The sequence below is a fragment of the Thiocapsa bogorovii genome (assembly GCF_021228795.1).
In the GTDB taxonomy this organism is placed as follows: domain Bacteria; phylum Pseudomonadota; class Gammaproteobacteria; order Chromatiales; family Chromatiaceae; genus Thiocapsa; species Thiocapsa bogorovii.
In genome coordinates, this window is the sequence record NZ_CP089309.1 from 1,074,110 (window position 1) to 1,092,710 (window position 18,601).

The 18,601-nt window shown below is 63.3% G+C and carries 17 protein-coding genes and 1 pseudogene; 14 read left to right on the forward strand and 4 right to left on the reverse strand.

What is annotated here, in order from left to right:
• Positions 1 to 282: 282 nt before the first annotated feature.
• From LT988_RS04895 to LT988_RS04905, 3 genes are read left to right on the forward strand one after another with little or no spacing between them, the layout of a single operon-like run.
• Entirely contained in the window at positions 283 to 780 is a 498-nt protein-coding gene (locus tag LT988_RS04895; RefSeq protein WP_232409110.1) for a hypothetical protein, read from the forward strand.
• 20 nt (positions 781 to 800) lie between these two features.
• Entirely contained in the window at positions 801 to 1,211 is a 411-nt protein-coding gene (locus LT988_RS04900) for a DUF5681 domain-containing protein (RefSeq protein WP_232409111.1), read from the forward strand.
• Positions 1,192 to 1,380 (forward strand): hypothetical protein, encoded by a 189-nt coding sequence (locus LT988_RS04905; RefSeq protein WP_232409112.1) that lies wholly within the window; start codon positions 1,192 to 1,194, stop codon positions 1,378 to 1,380. The genes LT988_RS04900 and LT988_RS04905 overlap by 20 nt, the downstream gene beginning before the upstream one ends.
• A gap of 431 nt (positions 1,381 to 1,811) precedes the next feature.
• On the opposite strand, the gene LT988_RS04910 is transcribed toward LT988_RS04905, so the two are convergent.
• Together LT988_RS04910 and LT988_RS04915 are read right to left on the reverse strand one after the other, a co-directional pair.
• Positions 1,812 to 3,206, reverse strand: a complete 1,395-nt coding sequence (locus LT988_RS04910; protein ID WP_232406659.1) for an IS1380-like element ISTro1 family transposase — start codon at positions 3,204 to 3,206, stop codon at positions 1,812 to 1,814.
• A gap of 1,420 nt (positions 3,207 to 4,626) precedes the next feature.
• On the reverse strand, positions 4,627 to 5,949 hold the full coding sequence (locus LT988_RS04915) for a xanthine dehydrogenase family protein molybdopterin-binding subunit (protein ID WP_232409113.1): 1,323 nt from the start codon (positions 5,947 to 5,949) through the stop codon (positions 4,627 to 4,629).
• Positions 5,950 to 6,074: 125 nt separating this feature from the next.
• Between LT988_RS04915 and LT988_RS04920 the strand changes: the two genes are divergently transcribed.
• The gene (locus tag LT988_RS04920; RefSeq protein ID WP_232406313.1) at positions 6,075 to 7,421 is read left to right on the forward strand and encodes an IS701 family transposase; all 1,347 of its coding nucleotides are present in this window, start codon (positions 6,075 to 6,077) and stop codon (positions 7,419 to 7,421) included.
• 334 nt (positions 7,422 to 7,755) lie between these two features.
• On the opposite strand, the pseudogene LT988_RS25495 reads toward LT988_RS04920, so the two are convergent.
• Together LT988_RS25495 and LT988_RS04930 are read right to left on the reverse strand one after the other, a co-directional pair.
• Positions 7,756 to 8,265, reverse strand: a pseudogene (locus LT988_RS25495) (molybdopterin cofactor-binding domain-containing protein); the annotation flags it as partial.
• Positions 8,262 to 8,732 (reverse strand): (2Fe-2S)-binding protein, encoded by a 471-nt coding sequence (locus LT988_RS04930; RefSeq protein WP_456300846.1) that lies wholly within the window; start codon positions 8,730 to 8,732, stop codon positions 8,262 to 8,264. The pseudogene LT988_RS25495 and the gene LT988_RS04930, both read right to left, overlap by 4 nt.
• A gap of 617 nt (positions 8,733 to 9,349) precedes the next feature.
• Here LT988_RS04930 and LT988_RS04935 point away from each other — a divergent pair.
• From LT988_RS04935 to LT988_RS04975, 10 genes are all read left to right on the forward strand, one after another.
• Positions 9,350 to 9,766, forward strand: coding sequence for a hypothetical protein (locus LT988_RS04935; RefSeq protein ID WP_232409115.1), 417 nt, complete (start codon positions 9,350 to 9,352; stop codon positions 9,764 to 9,766).
• Between the two features lie 226 nt (positions 9,767 to 9,992).
• Positions 9,993 to 10,397, forward strand: coding sequence for a hypothetical protein (locus LT988_RS04940; protein WP_232409116.1), 405 nt, complete (start codon positions 9,993 to 9,995; stop codon positions 10,395 to 10,397).
• Between the two features lie 157 nt (positions 10,398 to 10,554).
• Positions 10,555 to 11,367, forward strand: a complete 813-nt coding sequence (locus tag LT988_RS04945; protein ID WP_232409117.1) for a TOBE domain-containing protein — start codon at positions 10,555 to 10,557, stop codon at positions 11,365 to 11,367.
• 97 nt (positions 11,368 to 11,464) lie between these two features.
• On the forward strand, positions 11,465 to 12,217 hold the full coding sequence (modA, locus tag LT988_RS04950; protein ID WP_232409118.1) for a molybdate ABC transporter substrate-binding protein: 753 nt from the start codon (positions 11,465 to 11,467) through the stop codon (positions 12,215 to 12,217).
• 258 nt (positions 12,218 to 12,475) lie between these two features.
• Positions 12,476 to 13,153 carry a molybdate ABC transporter permease subunit gene (gene modB / locus LT988_RS04955; RefSeq protein ID WP_232409119.1) on the forward strand — a complete coding sequence of 226 codons (678 nt, stop codon included), beginning with the start codon at positions 12,476 to 12,478 and terminating at the stop codon, positions 13,151 to 13,153.
• A 7-nt stretch (positions 13,154 to 13,160) separates the two neighbouring features.
• A complete protein-coding gene (gene modC / locus LT988_RS04960; RefSeq protein ID WP_232409120.1) occupies positions 13,161 to 14,246 on the forward strand; it encodes a molybdenum ABC transporter ATP-binding protein in 1,086 nt (361 codons plus the stop codon).
• An 87-nt stretch (positions 14,247 to 14,333) separates the two neighbouring features.
• On the forward strand, positions 14,334 to 14,876 hold the full coding sequence (locus LT988_RS04965; RefSeq protein ID WP_232409121.1) for a molybdopterin-dependent oxidoreductase: 543 nt from the start codon (positions 14,334 to 14,336) through the stop codon (positions 14,874 to 14,876).
• Positions 14,877 to 14,954: 78 nt separating this feature from the next.
• Positions 14,955 to 15,386: a beta/alpha barrel domain-containing protein gene (locus LT988_RS25370; protein WP_332460542.1), complete on the forward strand. Its 432-nt coding sequence runs from the start codon at positions 14,955 to 14,957 to the stop codon at positions 15,384 to 15,386.
• Complete coding sequence (locus tag LT988_RS25375; RefSeq protein WP_332460543.1) at positions 15,341 to 15,832, forward strand: beta/alpha barrel domain-containing protein; 492 nt, start codon at positions 15,341 to 15,343, stop codon at positions 15,830 to 15,832. Before LT988_RS25370 ends, LT988_RS25375 begins: the two co-directional genes overlap by 46 nt.
• 252 nt (positions 15,833 to 16,084) lie before the next feature.
• On the forward strand, positions 16,085 to 18,430 hold the full coding sequence (locus LT988_RS04975) for an EAL domain-containing protein (protein WP_232409122.1): 2,346 nt from the start codon (positions 16,085 to 16,087) through the stop codon (positions 18,428 to 18,430).
• Positions 18,431 to 18,601: the final 171 nt, after the last annotated feature.

The window sequence follows — 18,601 nt, forward strand, 5'->3', positions numbered from 1 at the left end:
GCGCGGCGCGCGTCGAGTGAGAACCTGAAGAAGGCTCGGGCGGCCATGTTGGAGCCGAAGAACGCTTGGGCGAGGTCGCAGCGCACGGCGGCAGGGAACCGCGGGCGACGCTGGAAGACGGTTGCATGGGCGCTGGCGAAGCTGGAACGGAGCCGCGAAGATGGTGGATTGTCGGAAACGCCGGCTACTGGCCGATCGTCACAGTAACGACTTGACTGTTTCGTCACAGTGACGATACTGAAGCACCCCATCCTGTTACAGTGACGCGACATGACCGAACGGATGAAGCGACCCGCCCGCACCGGCGCCCAACGCCAACGCGAGCTGCGCATCAAAGCCCTGGAGTTGTTGAGCGGCGACGAGGACGCCATTGCAGCGGCCCCCGTGAGCGCGATTCTTGAGGCCATCGCCCCGGCATTCCGCAAGGGCGATCCGTTCGCGGTCGCGGATCTCGTCAACGAGCTGCTGCGGAGGATGGACACCCCGCACCGATTCAAGCTGACATGGATTGATCTTGATCGCGTCACAGTGACGCAGCAACCCGAACCCGAGACGGCACCCCGCATCGTCACTGTGACGACTCAATCCGAGACGCCACCCGGCCCGAAGCCGGCGCGCGGATACTCCCCCGAGGTGCGACGCATGGCACTCTCCATGGCCGATGCAGGCATATCGAGCAGGGAGATTGTCGATGCCATCAAGGCGGCACACGGCAAGGCACCCGACCTGTCCAACATGGCAAAGTTGCTGCGGCAGTGGCGCGCGACGCTAGCCGACTGATCCGAACAGGAGAAAGCAGGATGGCGAAATTTCAGAAAGGCGAGAGCGGAAATCCCCGGGGGCGACCGCCCGGCGTCGTCAGTCAGATGAAGCTGCGGGCGAGCATCGAGAAGGACCTCCCCGAGATCCTGGCTGCGATGGTGACGGCGGCGAAGGGCGGGGACACCACGGCGGCGCGGCTGCTGCTCGACCGCGTGCTGCCGGCGCTCAAGCCAGCAGACCAGCCTGTGACCTTGCCACTGGCCGGTACGGATCTTGGCGGCGATGGCAGGGAGATCATTGCCGCGGTTGGTGCGTCGATCGTGACACCGGAGCAGGGCGGCCGATTGCTGGCCGGTCTGGGGTCGCTCTCGCGTGTCATCGAGACCGACGAACTACTGAAGCGCGTCGTGGCGCTGGAGGCGGCATCCCATGGCAAGCCCACTGAGTAGGCGTGTCGAGACCTTGGAAAAAGCACGCGGAGCCGCGCAACAGAACATTGACCTGTTCGGCTTCAAGATCACCACCACGCAGCTCCGTGAAATCCTCTTCGGCCTTCCGCAGCGATCCATCGGTCCGAAGCCAGATCCATCAGGAGAACGCGAATGTCTATCGCCCTGACACGCCGGGTCGAAGCACTGGAAAATCGCATAGTCCCCCAGGCGGTCATCGTGCTCCGCACCTGCGAGGCTTGCGGCCACGCCCTGGTCCTTGACGACCTCGATAGTCGGTGCGGGACACATCCGCGCCTCGCCGCCCCCGAGCGCGCGACCGTGATTCGTGTCCAGTTCAACGACTCGACGTCATTAGCCCGGATGTTTCATAAACCGACACAGCCGACACTGGCCTCGCGGATTTGCGCGGCGCTGGGCGTCACCGAGGGCGATGACCGGGACGCCGCGGGGGTTGAATGGTGGAAATACCGAGCGGCAACGGGCTTGATCAACGGGGCACGAGTAGTTTTGTCGCCGCGCAGGCGTACGATGCCCTGCCCGAGGTGGGCATAGTCGTCGTGCGCGTGCTGAAATCCCCGTGCGGGGATGTATGTGCGTCTAGGCGGGCGCCGCCCGGGGCTGCGCGTTGAAGAGCCTCTCGGTGACCTGCTGCAACAGCGTCTTGACCGGACAGCTCGAGGGCAGGTGCAGGCGCACGCGGTCTTTGTACTGCACCACGCGCACGGCGAGCTTGAACAGTTTGATGATCACGGTGGCAGGCTGGGCGTTGGCCAGTTCCGTGCCGACGAGGACCTCGGTGCGCAGCGTTTGGTGCAAGACGTAAGCGGCGCAGGAGAAGAACAAGCGCATCTGATTGGCCAAGAAGGTGCTGTCGGAAGTGCGATCGCTGGCCAGATCGTTCTTGATCATTTTGATGAAGTTCTCGTCCTGGCCGCGCGCGCAGTACAGATCGCGGTAGACGCACTCGGGACTGGGCAAGTCCAAGGAGGTGACGACGAAGCGGAGGTTGTCGCCGCGCGCCGTCACCTCGGCTTTGAGGATGGTCCGACACGCGCCGGGCCAGGAACCGGCACGGTAGTCAACCTCGTGGTAGGTGCGGGTCCGCTCGGGTACGTCGGCGTCGGCGCGCCGGGCGTTCTCGATGCGCAGCGCATGGAGCTTGCGGGCGTCGGCCAAGAACGGCTCGGCCCGTGGCGTGAGAGCCCGGTTACCCGCCAGGCCGAAGATGAAATCCGTCAACGGATCGGCCATCGCCAAGGCCATCAACTCGGGGTTGGAGAAGTGTCCGTCGCCGCGCAGGATGATGCGTGTGCGTGGCCACGCGGCCCGCAGCCGCTTGAGCACGCGCTTGAGGATCATCGCGTTCTCGGCGCCGGTGGGGCGCTTGCCGGGACGCAGCACCGCGGTGATGAACTTCCCCGAGAGGCCCTCGAAGAGAAACAGCGGCAAGTAGCAATGGTTGCCGTAGTGATGATTGTAGAACGCGAACTCCTGCTGGCCATGGGTGGCGTCTTCGGAGTGGTCCATATCGAGCACGATCACCTGCGGCGCCTTCGGGTAGCTGGCGATGAAGGCCTCGACGAAGGCCTGCGCCATGCGGTAGAGGTCGCGCGCGCCGACCCCATTCTCCAAACGCGAGAAGGTCGGCCCGCTGGCCAGGTCCGTCGTCGCATCCAGCGGCTTGCGCTCCAGCCCCAGCTTGAACAGCGCATCACGGCGCAGCGCATTGGCGTCGTTGCCGTCTTCGTAAGCACAGGCGATCTGGTAGACCCGTTGCGCGATCAGCTCACGCATCGGATGGGTGGTGTAGGACGGATGGCGCCAATCATCGATCGCTGCGCTCAACCGCTCGGTCAGGCCGATCTGCCGATCAACCCCGCGCAGAATCATGGGGCCAAAGTCAGACGACATGGCGCCGCCGTCGAAGTCGCCGCGGACCGTGAAACCGGCGACCGGGGGAAAACGCAGCTGTTCCGGGGTAGACTCGGGCATGGGCGACCTCGTTTAGCTTCTTCCGAAGCGTTCTTGGCGGAACAGCCATTTTATCAATGGGTTGAACGAGAGTCGCCCTTTTTTATGAAATATTCGGGTTAGGTCCAGCGCGTTAACGATCACCCGCCCGGTGCTCGCAACTGCTATGGTGAAGCACCTTTCTTCCACCTCGGCAGATCATACCTTTTAGTGGCCCACTCGTTGAACTGTTGGCCTGCTACTACACCTGCAACTAATCGAATACCAGCAAGAACACGCCAGATGCCTTGTAACACCCAATACTTCAGCCAATCCAGAAACCCCGTATCGGACACCTTCATCAGGTCGCGCAGCAGGGTCGCTGCTAGCCCGTAGGCTTCCGCTGCTTCATCTTCCGAACTCGGCACGAATGTCGAGGATTCAGTCTCGCGTGGCGTCGAGGTCTACTTGGCTTTCGCCCGCGAGAGTAAAGCCGCCCGGTTCTGCTTGACGGTCTCAAGTCGCGTTTTGGCTCGCTGGTTCAGTTCGTGATGCTTGTTCGTCGCTGATCGCCTGTTCAAGCGGGTCGAGGTAAGTGTCGGTGTCGGACTTCTCATGTTGTGTCGCGATCCGCTCGACCAGTGCGTCATAGGACGGCACCGAGCCGCTACAGAAAACCACAGGTCGCGCGGCTGGTGCGGGGGAGTGCAGTCGGATGCCCGGCGAAATCTCCCTCCGCAAACTTGCGGAATCAGAATCCACGAACGGCCTCGGCATTGGTCCTGGGCGCGCCAGACCCGCCCGCGCTCGGAGTGCACCTCCGACGAGGGGCGACCGGGACTTGTGCCGCGTCGCACTCTCGTCGCACTTGCCCCCAAATTTCGCCAGTTATCCACAACAACCAACAGCAAGAGCTAGGGTGTAATGTACTGTTTTCCCTATCGTTACTTGTTGTGGTTGATGGTTTTCCCAAGACTCAAAATCTGACGGTGGCAACACCATGCCGGTTCGAGTCCGGCCCTCGGTACCATTTAGAAACAAGGGGTTAGGCAAAACGCCTAGCCCCTTTTTCGTTGCATTAGGACTCCATGGCCCACCGAGCGCAGCCGCAACGAAGAGCTGCCCGCCTCATCGCACCACCTTTATCCACGACAGCGACACCAAAGATAGAAGGTTTTCGCCGATCCTCCGCGACAGGCTCGAACAGCACCCGCCCAACCTGATTCGTCTCAACAGCAAACGCATAGGCATCTTGATCGCCGTCGATGAGATCGTCGGCCGGGGGCGCAGGCTCCGCGAAATCAGTCGGATCCGGCCAATCCGACGAGACGATGACTCCGAGCACGCCCCACGGATCCCGGTCGAACCCCAAATCGCCTAAAGAGGCGAGTCAGGGAATGCACATTTGTCAGCCATTCCGGCCAAACCGCTCGCCCCGCTTCTCCGGTCTCTTCAGCTGAATTCAACCTAACTTCAGCGGTAATTCCCGCACAGGCTGCCCTGTTGCCACCAACAGTGCATTCGCTAGTGCCGGTGCTAACGGCGGAACACCCGGTTCACCAATACCACCCGGCTCTTCCTCGCTTTGGACGATCAATACCTCTATCTCTGGAGTTTCATGGATACCCAGAATCGGATAATTATGAAAGTTACTCTGCTCCACCCGGCCATTCTTGATCGTGATTTTTGATTTTGTGGCTGCCGATAGGCCGAATACGATTGAGCCCTCCATCTGTTGCCTGACGATGTCCGGGTTGATCACGATGCCGCAGTCAATGGCACACGTGACCTTCTTGACTCTCCAACCATCCGTTGCGGTCGCGGCCACTTCGACAACCTGGGCGACATGACTACCCCAGCGGGAAACCACCCCGGCACCCATTGCAACTCCACGACCCAAACCGTTGGACCAATTGGCGCTGTCTGCCACCATCTCCAGGACCTTCCGCAGCCGAGGTTGATCACCAAGCAGTTTAAGGCGTAATTCGACCGGATCCTGCTTTCCCGCCAAGGCCAATTCATCCAGGAAATGCTCAACGGCAAACACATTATAGTGCGGAGCCACGGAACGCCAAGCGCCTTTCGGAATGATTGTCGCGTAGTCAAGCACCGAGACGCGAGAATGACCGATCGCATAGGGATGAGGTGCTGCGCCTTCGGCCGATACGTTATGACCCGCGACAAGATGGTCCCAAGCAACCGGCATTCCATTGTCATCCAGGACTCCTTTCAGCTTATGAAGAGTCATCGGATGATAGTGGTCGTGCTGTACGTCCTCTTCCCGCGTCCAGACCAACTGGACCGGTCTATTGTAGTGTTGCGCGATCTTCACAACTTCCGCGACATAGTCCTGCTGAAGTCTCCTGCCGAAGCCGCCACCAAGCAATGTAGTATGGACGTCGACACTCTCATCACGAAAACCGAGCAGTTTTTCCCTAACCTCTTCCAGACCGCGCCTGATCTTCGACTGCGTAATCGACTTTGCAACATTGTAAGCCGCACTTGGAGATTGCGTTGGCGCCCAGATTTCCAGTCGTCCGTCGTCCCTGAAATGAGCGGTACAATTCATCGGCTCCAGCGGCACATGCGCCTGGAAAGGTTGCAGATACTCCGCCTCCACAAGTGTTCTGTGTTCCGCAAATGCTTCGGCTATATCACCGGCTTCCCATGCAACCTCACCATCTTCTACAGCACCGCTGCGTAGTCCTTCGATAATCGAATCAGTCGTCAGATTTCCCTTTTCACCATAATCCCAATCGATCTTCAACGCCTCGACTTTGGCCATTTCCGGGCCTCGGCGGAAGCGCCGCGAGGCGCCGGGAGCGACGGTGACAGACCCGATTGATGTGGCGGCAGAGGGCCGCGGACGGTATCGTCCGATGTCGACCAAAACCTCGGACCTGCCCGCGGATGTTCCCTCTGCCAGCCTCGATTGTATCTGTTCTGCAGCCCTTTGCCTGCCTGTTCACCGCGCCGACCCTGGCGCATCTGCACGTCTTGCTCACGGGAACGCTGCTGGCGCAAGGACCACGCACGGTGACGGCGGCACTGCGGGCGATGGGGCTGAGCGCGGAGCGGCGCTTCGAGCGTTACCACCGGGTGCTGAATCGGGCGCGTTGGTCGTCGCGCCAAGGGGCGCGGATTCTGCTGGGGTTGTTGCTCGGGATGTTGCCGGCGCAGGTGCCGATCGTGGTGGCGGTCGACGAGACGCTGGAACGGCGCAAGGGCGCGCGCATTCGAGCGAAGGGGATGTATCGCGATGCGGTGCGCTCCTCGCGCGGCAAGGTGGTGACCTGTTTGGGGCTGGAGTGGATCTGCATGGCGTTGTTGGTGCCCGTGCCGTGGAGCACGCGGCCTTGGGCGCTGCCCTTTCTCACCCGCTTGGCGCCGTCGAAACGGGCCGACGAGGCGGCCGCGCGGCACCATCGCACGGTCGTGGAGCTCACCATCGGGATGGTCTGGCTGGTCTCGCGCTGGCTGCAGCAACGCCGCTGGATCCTGCTCGGCGACGGCAGCTACTCCTGCATCCAGCTGGGGTGGGAAGTGCTGGCTGCGCAAGCGACCCTGATCACGCGCCTGCGCCTGGATGCACGCCTGTTCGCCTTTCCCGAGCCGGTGCCCGCCGGGCGGCGCGGCCCCAAGCCGAAGAAAGGCGGCGTACTGGCCAAGCTCGCCACACGCGAGGAAGCGGCGCACACCCGAGGCGAGGAGGTCGCGATTCAATGGTACGGACAGCCCAAAACGCTGCGCCTGCTCAGCGAGGTGTGTCTGTGGCACACCGCGGGATGGCCGCCGTTGCCGATTCGCTGGGTGCTCGTGGTCGATCCCGAGGGCCGGCTGCCGACGCAAGCCTTCTTCACCACCGACCTGAACATGGCGCCGGCCCGCGTCGTGGAGCTGTTCGTCCAGCGCTGGTCGCTCGAGGTCACCTTCGAGGAAGTCCGTCGCCACCTCGGCGTCGAGACCCAGCGCCAGTGGAACGACCTGGCGATCGCACGCACCACGCCGATGCTGATGGCGCTGTTCTCGCTCGTCTGTCTCATGGTCTACCGGTGGCGCGAGCGCTGGGACGCCCTGCCGCGCTCCACGGCCTGGTATCTGAAGTCCCACGCCACCTTCTCCGATTGCCTGGCCCTGGTGCGGCGCACCATCTGGGCCGAGGAGAATTACGCCTACTCACGGTCCGAGGGGGAGATGGTCCTAATTTCGTCCAAGCGACTCGATCGCCTGCTGGAACAGCTCGCGGCGACCGCCTAGATTGGCCAAAGTCGAGCAACGCATCCTTGGCTTTGAATGCCGTCCAGGTGTCCGAAGCGACCACCACGACGCCTTCATGGATCTGCAGAACATCTTCAACACCCGAGATATTTTTTGCCCCTGTTTCGTCCACATGTCTGGGTTTGCCGCCAAAAACCGGACAATGGGTGATGGTCGCGTACAGCATATTCGGAAGCTTGATGTCCATGCCGAAACGCGCTTTGCCGTTGATCTTTTCAGGGACATCGGTTCTGGGAACAGGCTGACCAATGATCGTAAACTCATCCTGTTCTTTGAGGAAGACCCTATCAGGGATAGATTGTTTCACCGCAGCCGCGATAAGCTCTCGGTAGGGTTTCTCGCGTCCGGAAGGGATATGAATAACCGTACCCAGTACCGCCCGACATTCACCGGAAGGAACCGCCCATTCTTCAGCTGCCGTATTGATCAACACTTCCCGAGCAATGGCACCTGCTTGCCTGAGTGTCATCCATCCTTTGCGAATACTGCTGCTGCCTCCGGTCATCTGGAAACCGTACACCGGATCCAGCGAGGCATGCTCAACACCGACAAGACTCCAATCGACCTCGAGCTCTTCGGCCACCATCATTGGCATGAGAGTATAGGGACCCTGCCCCATCTCGCTCTCGGCGACGATAACCGTAATCACACCATCTGATTCAAGCCTGAGCCAGGCATTTGGAGAAAAGCCGCTGGATTGACTACGATTGTCATCCTGGTCATCGGCGGTGCAGCTCCAGCTCATCCCAAGCACCAAGCTCGATCCCGCCATCGCTGTACCGAGTTTGAGAAACCTTCTTCTGTCGGGACGGAATGCCTTCATTTGCCCTCTCCCCGCGAAGCGAGTCTACTTGCTACGACTTTGATGGCCTGACGGATTCTGGGATATGTTCCACAGCGGCATAGGACCCCTGACATCGCCTGATCAATATCCTCATCCGAAGGTTCGTCAGTTTCGCGGAGCAGTGCAATCGCGCTCATGATCTGCCCGGACTGACAGTAACCGCATTGGGGAACTTGAAGCTCTTCCCATATCTGCTGCACAGGATGCTTGTTGTCGTTCGAGATACTTTCAATGGTAGTTATTTCCTCGCCTTCCGCCCGCCCGAATGCTGTCAAGCACGACCGTACCGCCTCCCCGTTAAGGAGAATCGTGCACGAGCCACAAGCGCCTATACCACAGCCGTATTTCGTACCCGTCAATCCCAGATGATCTCGAAGTACCCAAAGAAGCGGCGTGTCCTGTTCCGCGTCGACCGTGTAAAGCTTTCCATTGACCGAAATTTGCATGATGCGATCCTAATCCAGTCTTGAGGAGGGTCTATTCAATCACGTGCCGGCATACAAGGTCGACAGCAAGGGTTAAAATTCATTGAGGATGAATTCAAAAAACGAAATCACATAGCCCTCATCATTCGCGCAACCGGCTGGAATATATAGACCCCAAGCGCCCGTGCGAGCCGCACCGGGGCTTGAAACGCGAGGTTAGCGAGGGCGGGAGGGTCGGTCAATGCTCCGCCAAGACGGCTGGCGGCTCTCTCGCCTGGTCGACGTCGACGCACTCAGGTGTAGACGGTAGGTCCGGCCAATTGTGAACGGCGAAGGGGGTGCGCTTGACCTTCCCGAGCAGTGCGATAAACCGGGCCGGGCCGGAAGGGCTCCCGCATCAACCAGGATGCGCCGAACGGCAGCGGAAATCCGAACACGTCGGACGTCCCAAGCAGCGCTGTCGCTGCATCGAGCGGCTGCCTGGCGGCCGCATCTGTCTACCGAACCGACGGAAAGGGTTTGACTCAGAGGAGCACGGGCATCGAGCCGATACGGCGCGGCGTTTGCTAGGGCAGCGTGACCTCTTGCACGACTCAACACCGGCAGCTCGCCGGGCTCAACACGAAAGGGGATCCGTGATGGCTCCGCGTCTGATCATGTATCACAAGCAGTCCACCAGCGCCCGAACCCGGTTTCTGAGACTGCCCTACGGCGGCGTCTGCGGTTTCGACGCCCTGCCGGACGAGGCCGTCGTCGAGGAGAACGGCACGATCTCGCCGAAGGTCGTGACCCACCCCGCACGGGTCCTGCGCGACGCCGAGGTCCGCCTCGGTCTTCCGAGCGGCAGCCTGGAGATGGAACCGGGGTTTCGTTGCGAGGTGGCCGCCGGGGACGAGCGAACGCAGGTCTTTCTCGCCCGATTCACGAGCATCGATCCCCCGTTCGAGACGGCGCAGGCACACGGCAGCAGCTTCATCGACCTGACCCAAGCACGCGGCCTTCCGCCGGTCGAGCTCGATCTGCTGCGACGCAGCTACGAACGGATCTTGGGCTGATCGAGCAAGCCCGGCGGACCGCGGGCGGGACGCGATCCGGTATCGCATGCACAAGCCGCGAATCTCCCCGCCTCGCGTGGGAGTCGCCCCGGTGCAATACCGCTCCCGTTGTAGGGTTCACGCGCAAGACGGGCCGATTGTCGCAACCCCAACAGAGCGCGGGCGCGAGCACCGCGGCAAGGACCGGTTTCGAATGGCGATCCACTGAATGGCAGGAGCCAGCACCATGACTAATGCGCAGTGCATCTACGGACGTCGGCCCGCCCCGGGGGAGCCCGGGTTGGCGCCCGATTGTCGGCCGTCCTGGCGCGAAGATTTGGGCCCGGTTTGGCTCGACCGTGTCGTGCCGCCCCGCTCGTTCCAGGTGTATCGAGATCACGAGATCCCCGCTCGCAGGGTCGTCGGCCATGACGGGGACGACGTTCCCTGCTTCCAAGCCTATGACTACCGACGGCTCGATGTCCGCTCGGACGACGACGAGGAATACTATCTCGCGGTCGCCTACAGCGAGTCCCTCAGTGCCTGGCGTCTGCACGACGGACGCTGGCTGGTGTACCGCCGTGTCGAGCCGCTCGGCGAGGAGGACGCAGCAACCTGCGTGCTGAGCATCGACGATCGGATGCCGCGGTAAAATCGATCCGACGCCGAGCCATGCTCGGAGACGTGGTGAAGACGCGCGCGACCGTGCATGCCCTTGTTGCGACATTCAGGCATGTTTCGTGCTTTTCTTTCGGAAACGTTATATTTTTGTGAATATAGCGAAACCGCCGGACGCTTCCACGGACACGATGACAGACAGGCCCGACGACCGTATCGACACCGCCGCCTCGCTCTGGCTGGACCGCAACGATCAGGGATTCGTCGGTCGCGGACGCATCGAGCTGCTGCGCCGAATCGGTGCAACCGGGTCGATCTCGCAAGCCGCCAAGGCGATGGGCATGTCCTACAAACACGCCTGGGACGCCGTGGATACGATGAACAACCTGTCTCCGCAACCGCTGGTGCAGCGACGCACCGGCGGGCGCCATGGCGGGGGCACGGCGCTCACGGACGAGGGCCGACGTTTGATCGCCGTCTACGAGGCGGCCGAGCGGGAGCACAGAAAATTCCTCGCGCGACTGCGCGAAGGCATCCGCGATTTCGATCGCTTTCACACCTTGATCGGAGCTTTGAATATGAAGGTCAGTGCCAGAAACAACCTGCGCGGGGTCGTCGCGTCCGTCAAACCGGGCGCGGTCAACGCCGAGGTCACACTCGATGTCGGCGGCACGCCGCTGGTCGCCATCGTCACCAACGAGAGCGTCCAGTCGCTCGGACTCGCGCCGGGCGTCGAGGCCTATGCCTTGATCAAGGCGTCGTTCGTCATTCTGACGACCGAGGACGGCGGGCTCAAGACCTCGGCGCGGAATCGGCTTTGCGGGACGGTCGAGCGCGTGACCGACGGGGCCGTCAATACCGAGGTGGTACTGGCCCTCGACGGCGGCGCCCGCCTCACCGCCATCATCACCATGGAGAGCACCAAGGATCTCGGAATCACCGAGGGGGGGCGTGCCTGTGCACTGATCAAGGCGCCTCACGTCATCCTGGCGATCAAAGACTAAGCACTCGCCGAAGCGCTCTTCAAACGCGCGCCGCGCTATATCGACGCGGATATAACGCAGCGGGTCGCACACACATCCCACACCCCGGAGACACTCGATGAAGACCACAAGATCCATGCTCGCCATCTTGATGCTGGCGGGAGCCTGCGCTCCCGCGCTCGCCGACGACATCCAGGTCGCGGTGGCCGCGAACTTCACCGCACCGATGAAAGAGATCGCGGCTGCCTTCGAGAAGGAGACCGGCCATGTCGTGAAGGCCGCCTATGGCTCGACAGGCAAGTTCTACGCGCAGATCAAGAACGGTGCACCCTTCGAGGCATTCCTGGCCGCCGACGACTCGACGCCGACCAAGCTGGTCGACGAGGGGGACGCGGTCGCCGGGACCCAATTCACCTATGCCGTCGGCTCGCTGGTGCTTTGGTCGTCGAAGCCCGACTTCGTCGACAGCGACGGCGCCGTGTTGAAATCGGACGATTTCAACAAGGTGGCCGTCGCGAACCCCAAGACCGCGCCCTACGGCGCCGCGGCCATTGAGGTGCTGACCGGACTCGGGTTGCTCGAGCAGCTCCGGCCGAAGTTCGTGACCGGCGAAAACATCGCCCAAACCTTCCAGTTTGTCAGCAGCGGCAACGCGGATTTGGGGTTCGTCGCTCTGTCGCAGGTCATGGAGAATGGCAACATCACCAGCGGCTCCGCCTGGATGATTCCGGGCACGCTGCACGAGCCGATCCGCCAGGACGCGGTCGTCCTCTCTCCGGGACAAGACAAGCCCGCGGTTGCGGCCCTGATGGAGTACCTCCAGGGTGAAGAGGCGCACGCCATCATCAGGTCCTTCGGCTACGAGATCTGAGCACAGGTGCCGCTCGGGGGTGCGCAGCCGGATCCCCGAGCGACACCTCGGGCGGCATGACCTGCCCGGGTGATCGAGCACCGCATGCTGCTGCCGCGGGGCCTGTTGTGCTCGCGGGCGTTGGAGGCGATCGCCTTTGCCGAGACGCGGTTCAATCACAACCTGCCCGCCCCTAAGATCGGGTTTGCGCCGGGTTGCCCGAGGGTAGCGCGGCTGTGTACCACACGTTTCCGAATCGCTCCATGAAGGGATCGCGCGATGTTCTTGAATGAAACCGACCTGCAGGCGATCTGGCTCACCGTGCGGCTCGCGGGTGTGACCACTCTGATTCTCTTTGTTGTCGGCACCCCCGTTGCCTGGTGGCTGAGCCGGACCCGCTCGCGCTGGAAGGGCCCGGTCGGTGCAGTGGTCGCGCTGCCCTTGGTGCTGCCGCCCTCGGTGCTCGGGTTCTATCTGCTCGTGGCCATGGGGCCGAACGGGCCGGTGGGACAGCTCACCCAGGCGTTGGGAATCGGACTGCTGCCCTTTACCTTTTGGGGTCTAGTCGTCGCCTCGGTCTTGTACTCCCTGCCCTTTATGGTGCAGCCGGTGCAGAACGCCTTCGAGGCGATCGGCGATCGTCCTTTGGAGGTCGCGGCCACCTTGCGGGCCTCGCCGCTGGATACCTTCTTCACCGTGGCCCTCCCGCTGGCGGCGCCCGGGTTCGTAACCGCCGGCATCCTGACCTTCGCCCACACCGTCGGCGAGTTCGGTGTCGTGCTGATGATCGGCGGCAATATCCCCGGTGTGACCCGGGTCGCCTCGGTGCAGATCTACGACCATGTCGAGGCGATGGAATACGGCGACGCCCACCGACTGGCCGCCGTGATGCTGGTCTTCTCCTTCTTGGTCCTGCTCGCGCTCTATCTCTGGCGCCCGAGCCAGAAGAACACGTGAGCGCGCCATGGAACCGATCAATGCACGCTTCAACCTCGACTGGCCCGGCTTCAACCTTGCCGTGGACTTGGAGCTCCCCGGTCGCGGAGTTACTGGCCTCTTCGGTCACTCGGGCTCGGGCAAGACCACGCTGCTGCGCTGTATCGCCGGCCTGGTCCGGGCGCCCGAGGGTCGCCTCGTCTTCCGGGGCGAGGTCTGGCAGGACGCGAACATCTGGGTCCCGACCCATCAACGCGCGCTGGGCTATGTCTTCCAGGAGGCCAGCCTCTTCACCCATCTCAAGGTGATGGGAAACCTGCGTTACGGCCAGAAGCGGGCCCGCTCGCGGGTGGCACGCTCGGATCGGGTCAGTCTCGAGCAAGCGATCGAGCTGTTGGGGATCGGTCATCTTCTCGAGCGCCGGCCGGCCAGCCTCTCCGGCGGCGAGCGCCAGCGCGTCGCCATCGCCCGCGCCCTCGCGTCCAGCCCGCAGGTGCTCCTCATGGACGAGCCGCTGGCCGCCCTCGACATTGCGCGCAAGCAGGAGATCCTGCCCTACCTCGAGCGACTGCACGACGAGCTGGCGATCCCGGTGCTCTATGTCAGCCATGCACCGGACGAGGTCGCACGCCTGGCCGATCATCTGGTGGTGATGGACGCAGGGCGCGTGCTCGCGAGCGGCCCGCTCAAGGACACCCTGGCGCGGCTGGACCTGCTGCTGGCCTTCTCCGAGGACGCCGGCGTCGTCATCGATGCCGTTGTCGCCGCACACGACAACAACTATCACCTGTCGCGTCTGGATTTCCCCGGCGGCAACGTCGTCGTCGCTCAACGCAAGGAGCCGGTCGGTCACCGCCTGCGCGTACGCATCCATGCCCGCGATGTCAGTCTGACCCTGGAGCGTGCCACCGGCACCAGCATCGCCAACCTGCTGCCCGCCACCGTCGTCGAGATCGCCGACGCCGACACCCCCGCCCATTGTCTGGTGCGCCTGGATGCCGGCGGCACGCCCCTGATCGCGCGCATTACCCGCCGCTCGCTGGACCATCTCGGCGTCGCCCGCGGCAAGCCGATGTGGGCGCAGATCAAGGCCGTGGCGCTCTTGGGTGATTGAGCAATACCTCATCGCATCCGAACCGGGATGGTGCCTTCGGGATTCGGACGCTGTGTCCCCGATTCCGGATCTTGCACGAGAGAACCGATGCCGAAATTCCTGACGCCATTCGTCACCGCACTCTTGATCGGCGTTGCAGCCGCGTCTGCGGCGCACGACACCCATGTCGAAACAAGCCCTGTTGCCTCCGAGAGTCTGACCCTGAGTGGTTCAGTGCAGACACCGGTGGTTTTGTCTCTGGCCGACCTGGAGGGTTTTCCCCCGCAACAGGTGGGTGAGGTGGAGATCATCTGCCAGAGTGGCGCGAACAGGGGCAACAAGGAAAATCTGCGCGGCGTCCTGCTCAAAGACGTTCTTGAACGGGCCGGCTTGGCGGCCGCCAGTCCGCGTGAATTCCGCCGAATGGCCGTCATCGCCAAGGCCACCGATGACTACCAAGTGGTTTTCTCCTGGGCCGAAATCTTCAACTCGTCGGCCGGCGACGGCATCATTGTTTACTTCCGAAAAAACGGCCTGCCCCTTGGAAACGAGGAGGGGCGGATCGCCTTGATCTCGACTCGGGACACCTTAACCGGACCGCGCAACGTCAAATGGCTGAGCGAGATCGAGGTGCGCCTGGTTGCAAAATGAGCCGGACCTCAGCCTGAGTCGGGGCACGCGTTTTGCGCCGGCCCCTCCCACCCGACAATATCCACCAAGAGTCACCCGATGACGTCCACCTTATCTTCCGCGCTCGACGATCACGCCCTTCAACAACTACTCAATGAGGATGTGAGCTTCGGCGATCTCACCACCGAGTCGCTCGGAATCGAGGCCCGACCGGGGACGATCCGGTTCTTCGCGCGTGACCCGATGACGGTCTGCTGCAGCGAGGAGGCCGCACGCCTCCTCACCCTCTGCGGGGCGGATGCCTATGTCCGTACCCCGTCCGGCACGCCGGCGGAAACCGGGACGCTCTTGCTGGAGGCAACCGGCACTGCCGCAGCCCTCCACCGCGCCTGGAAGACCGCCCAGACCCTGATGGAGTGGTCCTCCGGAGTCACGACTAGTACAGCCGAGACCTGGCGAGCGCGCGACGCGCGGACCCGCACGCCGTGGTGGCCGGAACGCGCAAGAACACCCCCGGCACGCGCCGTCTGACGACCAAGGCGTTCCGCGCCGGCGGGGCGGTGATGCATCGTCTCGGCCTGTCGGAGACGCTTCTGGTGTTTGCCGAGCATCGGTTGTTTCTCGATCGGGAAGGCCCGACGGAAACGATTGCACGGCTGCGTCGAGCGTGTCCGGAGAAGCGCGTCGTGGTCGAGGTGAGCACGCACGCGGAGGCCCTCGCCTGGGCCGATTGCGATGTCCTGCAACTGGAGAAGTTCACGCCCGACGGCGTTGCCGCGGTCGTCGCTGCACTGGCCGCCGCGGGCTCGACGGCCTTGGTCGCCGCTGCCGGCGGCGTTCATGCCGGCAGCGCCGAGGACTATGTCCGCGCCGGGGCGAGACTGCTGGTCACCTCTGCTCCCCACTTCGCAAAGCCTCGTGATGTCCAGGTGCGCTTCGCCAGCGACGGTGCCGACGCGGTCCGAGTGTCGCCTTGACAGGGACTGAGTAGCTGTCTAGCCTGCCCTGAGGTTGCCTTGGGCCGCCGTAAGGCGCCGCAAAGGCCCGTTAAATCTCCTGATTCATCACGCGCCCATGCACCGGGCCTCGGCCGGTCTGCTCCAGCGGGCCGGCGCACCGTCGAGGCTAGTCCGACGCATGACCGGCGCGAGTACGTCAGGTGATCCAGTCGCCCGGGAATAGACTGCGGGAATGTCGGCTTTTTCATCAGGGTCGAGGAAGCAGGGACCATGCCCAACGGCGTCGAGAAGGCGTTGACCGCGCAGACGCGGCCGTCGCAGGAACAACGCTCGCAAGACGCGGGGGACCCGAGCACGCGCGAAGCCAAGATCCAAGCACCCGACGAGCCCTCCTCGATCCCCGCGGACTTCATTCCCCGGGAAGCAGGGCCTGCACTCGAGACATCTCCCACCGCCTCGTCACGATCGGTCGCGGACTCGGGGGCGAATCATCAGGCCGGCTCGAACCTCGATGGCGTTCCCCCGGCCTGCCCTCCACCCAACCTCCCCGAGACCTGGTACCGGCGCTTGGTGGAGAATCAGCCGGACCTGATCTGCGGGTTCCTGCCCGATACGACCCTCACCTACGTGAACCTGGCCTACGCCCGATTTTTCGGGGCCCGCCCCGAAGAGCTGATCGGCCGGCGCTTCATCGATTTCCTCGCCGTCGAGGATCGCGCCGGGGTGCTGAAGCAGCTGGCGAACATGGTCCCGGAAAGCCCCGAGTACCAGTACGAGCATGAGACCCGCGGCGTCGACGGCGAGCCGCGCTGGCATCTGTGGCACGACTTCGCCCTGTTCGATGACGCGGGTCGCCCGTGCGAGTTCCAGTCCATCGGCGTCGACGTGACCGAACGCCGGCGCATCGAGCAGGCCCTGCGCGAGAGCGAGTATTTTCTGCGCAAATCCCAAGAGATGGCGGGCCTGGGATCCTACCGCTTCGATCCCCGTGCCGATCGTTGGGTGAGCTCCTCGCAGCTCGATCGGATCTTCGGGATCGGTGATGACTACCCGAGAGACGTGGCGGGTTGGCTCGCGCTCATCCACCCCGAGCAGCGCGGGGAGATGGCGTGCTATTTGCGCGAGACCGTCCTGACGGCGCACGAGCCCTTCTCCCGCGAGTACCGCATTCTGCGAGCCATCGACGGGGCAGAACGCTGGGTTCTCGGGCGCGGGGAGCTCGAGCTGGACGGCGACGGGGCACCGGTCGGCCTGATCGGGACCATCCAAGACATCACCGAGCGGCGGCACCTTACCGACCGGCTGGCTCACGATGCCAGTCACGATCCCCTGACCGGCCTGCTCAACCGGGCGGAGCTGGAGCGCCGCCTGCAGGCGGCGTTGGCCGAGTCAAGGGCCGGCAGCCTGCATCACTCCTTCTGCTACATGGACCTGGATCAGTTCAAGGTGATCAACGACACCGCCGGGCACGCGGCCGGGGACGAGCTGCTCAAGGAGATCGCCCGGTTGCTCTCGAGCATGATTCGCGAGCGCGACAGCTTGGCCCGAATCGGCGGGGACGAGCTTGGGCTCCTGCTCTTCGACTGCCCCCTGACACTCGCCGAGCCGATCGCCCGACGGATCGTCGAGCGCGTGCGGGGGCTTCACTTCAACTGGGGCGGGCGCAGCTACCGAACGGGCCTGAGTATGGGCGTCGCCGAGATCCGACCGAAGACCGCCGACACCGCCACCATCCTCTCGGAGGCCGACATCGCCTGCTACATCGCCAAGCAGACGGGTCGCAATCGCTACCACCTGTATTGCAGCGAGAACGGTCAGACCGCCTCCCACCACAACGACATGCTGAACGCCGCCGGGGTGCGCGATGCCCTCGAGCAGGACCGCTTAAGGCTCTACTACCAGCCTATTGTAAGCCTCGGTTCGCCCGACACGCCGCCGGTGCGCTACGAGGCGCTGTTGCGCGTCGTGCCCGAGAACGGAGAGGGCGAGCCCGCACTCCCACCCGGGTTCATCGGCGCCGCGGAGCGCTTCGGGCTGATGGACGAGATCGACCGCTGGGTCATTGCCCGCGCCCTGCACGACCATGGGTCGGGATCGGAGTCCCCGGGGGCGCGCATCGCGATCAATCTCTCCGGTAGCTCCCTGAGTGACGAAACCCTGCTGGCCTACATCGAGGGGCAAATCGATGCATCCGGCATGGCCCCCGAGCGCATCTGCTTCGAGATCACCGAGACCGCCGGCATCCAGAATTTGGACCACGCGCTCGATCTGATGACCGCGCTGAAAGCACGCGGCTGTCACCTGGCACTGGACGATTTCGGCAGTGGACTGTCGTCCTTTCACTATCTGCGGCTGCTGCCGGTGGACTACCTGAAGATCGACGGCGGCTTCGTCCGCAACATCGCGGAGAACGCCAGCGACCGGACCCTGGTGGAGGCCATCAACCGCATGGGCCACACCCTGGGCATCTCCACCGTCGCGGAATACGCCCATAGCGAGGCGGTCGTCACGCGCCTGCGCATGCTCGGCGTGGACTACGCCCAGGGTTATCACTTTGGCCGGCCCGCCCCCTGGGTTACCCCTGAGCCGCGGTCGGGTGGGGAAACTCCACTCTGACGACCCACCGCGAAGACGACCCACCGCGAACAGGCAAGAAAAGGGTCCGCCACTTCGCTGACCCCACGTAAGACGATACCGATCGAGACTGGCCCCGAGCCCGAACCCTCTGCATTTTAGGCCCCGGCCGCACCGAATCTACGGCCCGCGTCCGATGCCGCGCCGGTACTC

Excerpts from the sequence above, each read along its gene's own strand:
- LT988_RS04910 (WP_232406659.1), bottom strand. The coding sequence starts at position 3,206 with ATGCCCGAGTCTACCCCGGAACAGCTGCGTTTTCCCCCGGTCGCCGGT.
- LT988_RS04965 (WP_232409121.1), top strand. The coding sequence starts at position 14,334 with ATGCCGAAATTCCTGACGCCATTCGTCACCGCACTCTTGATCGGCGTT.
- modB (WP_232409119.1), top strand. The coding sequence starts at position 12,476 with ATGTTCTTGAATGAAACCGACCTGCAGGCGATCTGGCTCACCGTGCGG.
- LT988_RS04930 (WP_456300846.1), bottom strand. The coding sequence starts at position 8,732 with ATGCAAATTTCGGTCAATGGAAAGCTTTACACGGTCGACGCGGAACAG.
- LT988_RS04915 (WP_232409113.1), bottom strand. The coding sequence starts at position 5,949 with ATGGCCAAAGTCGAGGCGTTGAAGATCGATTGGGATTATGGTGAAAAG.
- LT988_RS04895 (WP_232409110.1), top strand. The coding sequence starts at position 283 with ATGAAGCGACCCGCCCGCACCGGCGCCCAACGCCAACGCGAGCTGCGC.
- LT988_RS04905 (WP_232409112.1), top strand. The coding sequence starts at position 1,192 with ATGGCAAGCCCACTGAGTAGGCGTGTCGAGACCTTGGAAAAAGCACGC.
- LT988_RS04935 (WP_232409115.1), top strand. The coding sequence starts at position 9,350 with ATGGCTCCGCGTCTGATCATGTATCACAAGCAGTCCACCAGCGCCCGA.
- LT988_RS04975 (WP_232409122.1), top strand. The coding sequence starts at position 16,085 with ATGCCCAACGGCGTCGAGAAGGCGTTGACCGCGCAGACGCGGCCGTCG.
- LT988_RS04940 (WP_232409116.1), top strand. The coding sequence starts at position 9,993 with ATGACTAATGCGCAGTGCATCTACGGACGTCGGCCCGCCCCGGGGGAG.
- modA (WP_232409118.1), top strand. The coding sequence starts at position 11,465 with ATGAAGACCACAAGATCCATGCTCGCCATCTTGATGCTGGCGGGAGCC.
- modC (WP_232409120.1), top strand. The coding sequence starts at position 13,161 with ATGGAACCGATCAATGCACGCTTCAACCTCGACTGGCCCGGCTTCAAC.
- LT988_RS25370 (WP_332460542.1), top strand. The coding sequence starts at position 14,955 with ATGACGTCCACCTTATCTTCCGCGCTCGACGATCACGCCCTTCAACAA.
- LT988_RS04945 (WP_232409117.1), top strand. The coding sequence starts at position 10,555 with ATGACAGACAGGCCCGACGACCGTATCGACACCGCCGCCTCGCTCTGG.
- LT988_RS04920 (WP_232406313.1), top strand. The coding sequence starts at position 6,075 with ATGTTCCCTCTGCCAGCCTCGATTGTATCTGTTCTGCAGCCCTTTGCC.
- LT988_RS04900 (WP_232409111.1), top strand. The coding sequence starts at position 801 with ATGGCGAAATTTCAGAAAGGCGAGAGCGGAAATCCCCGGGGGCGACCG.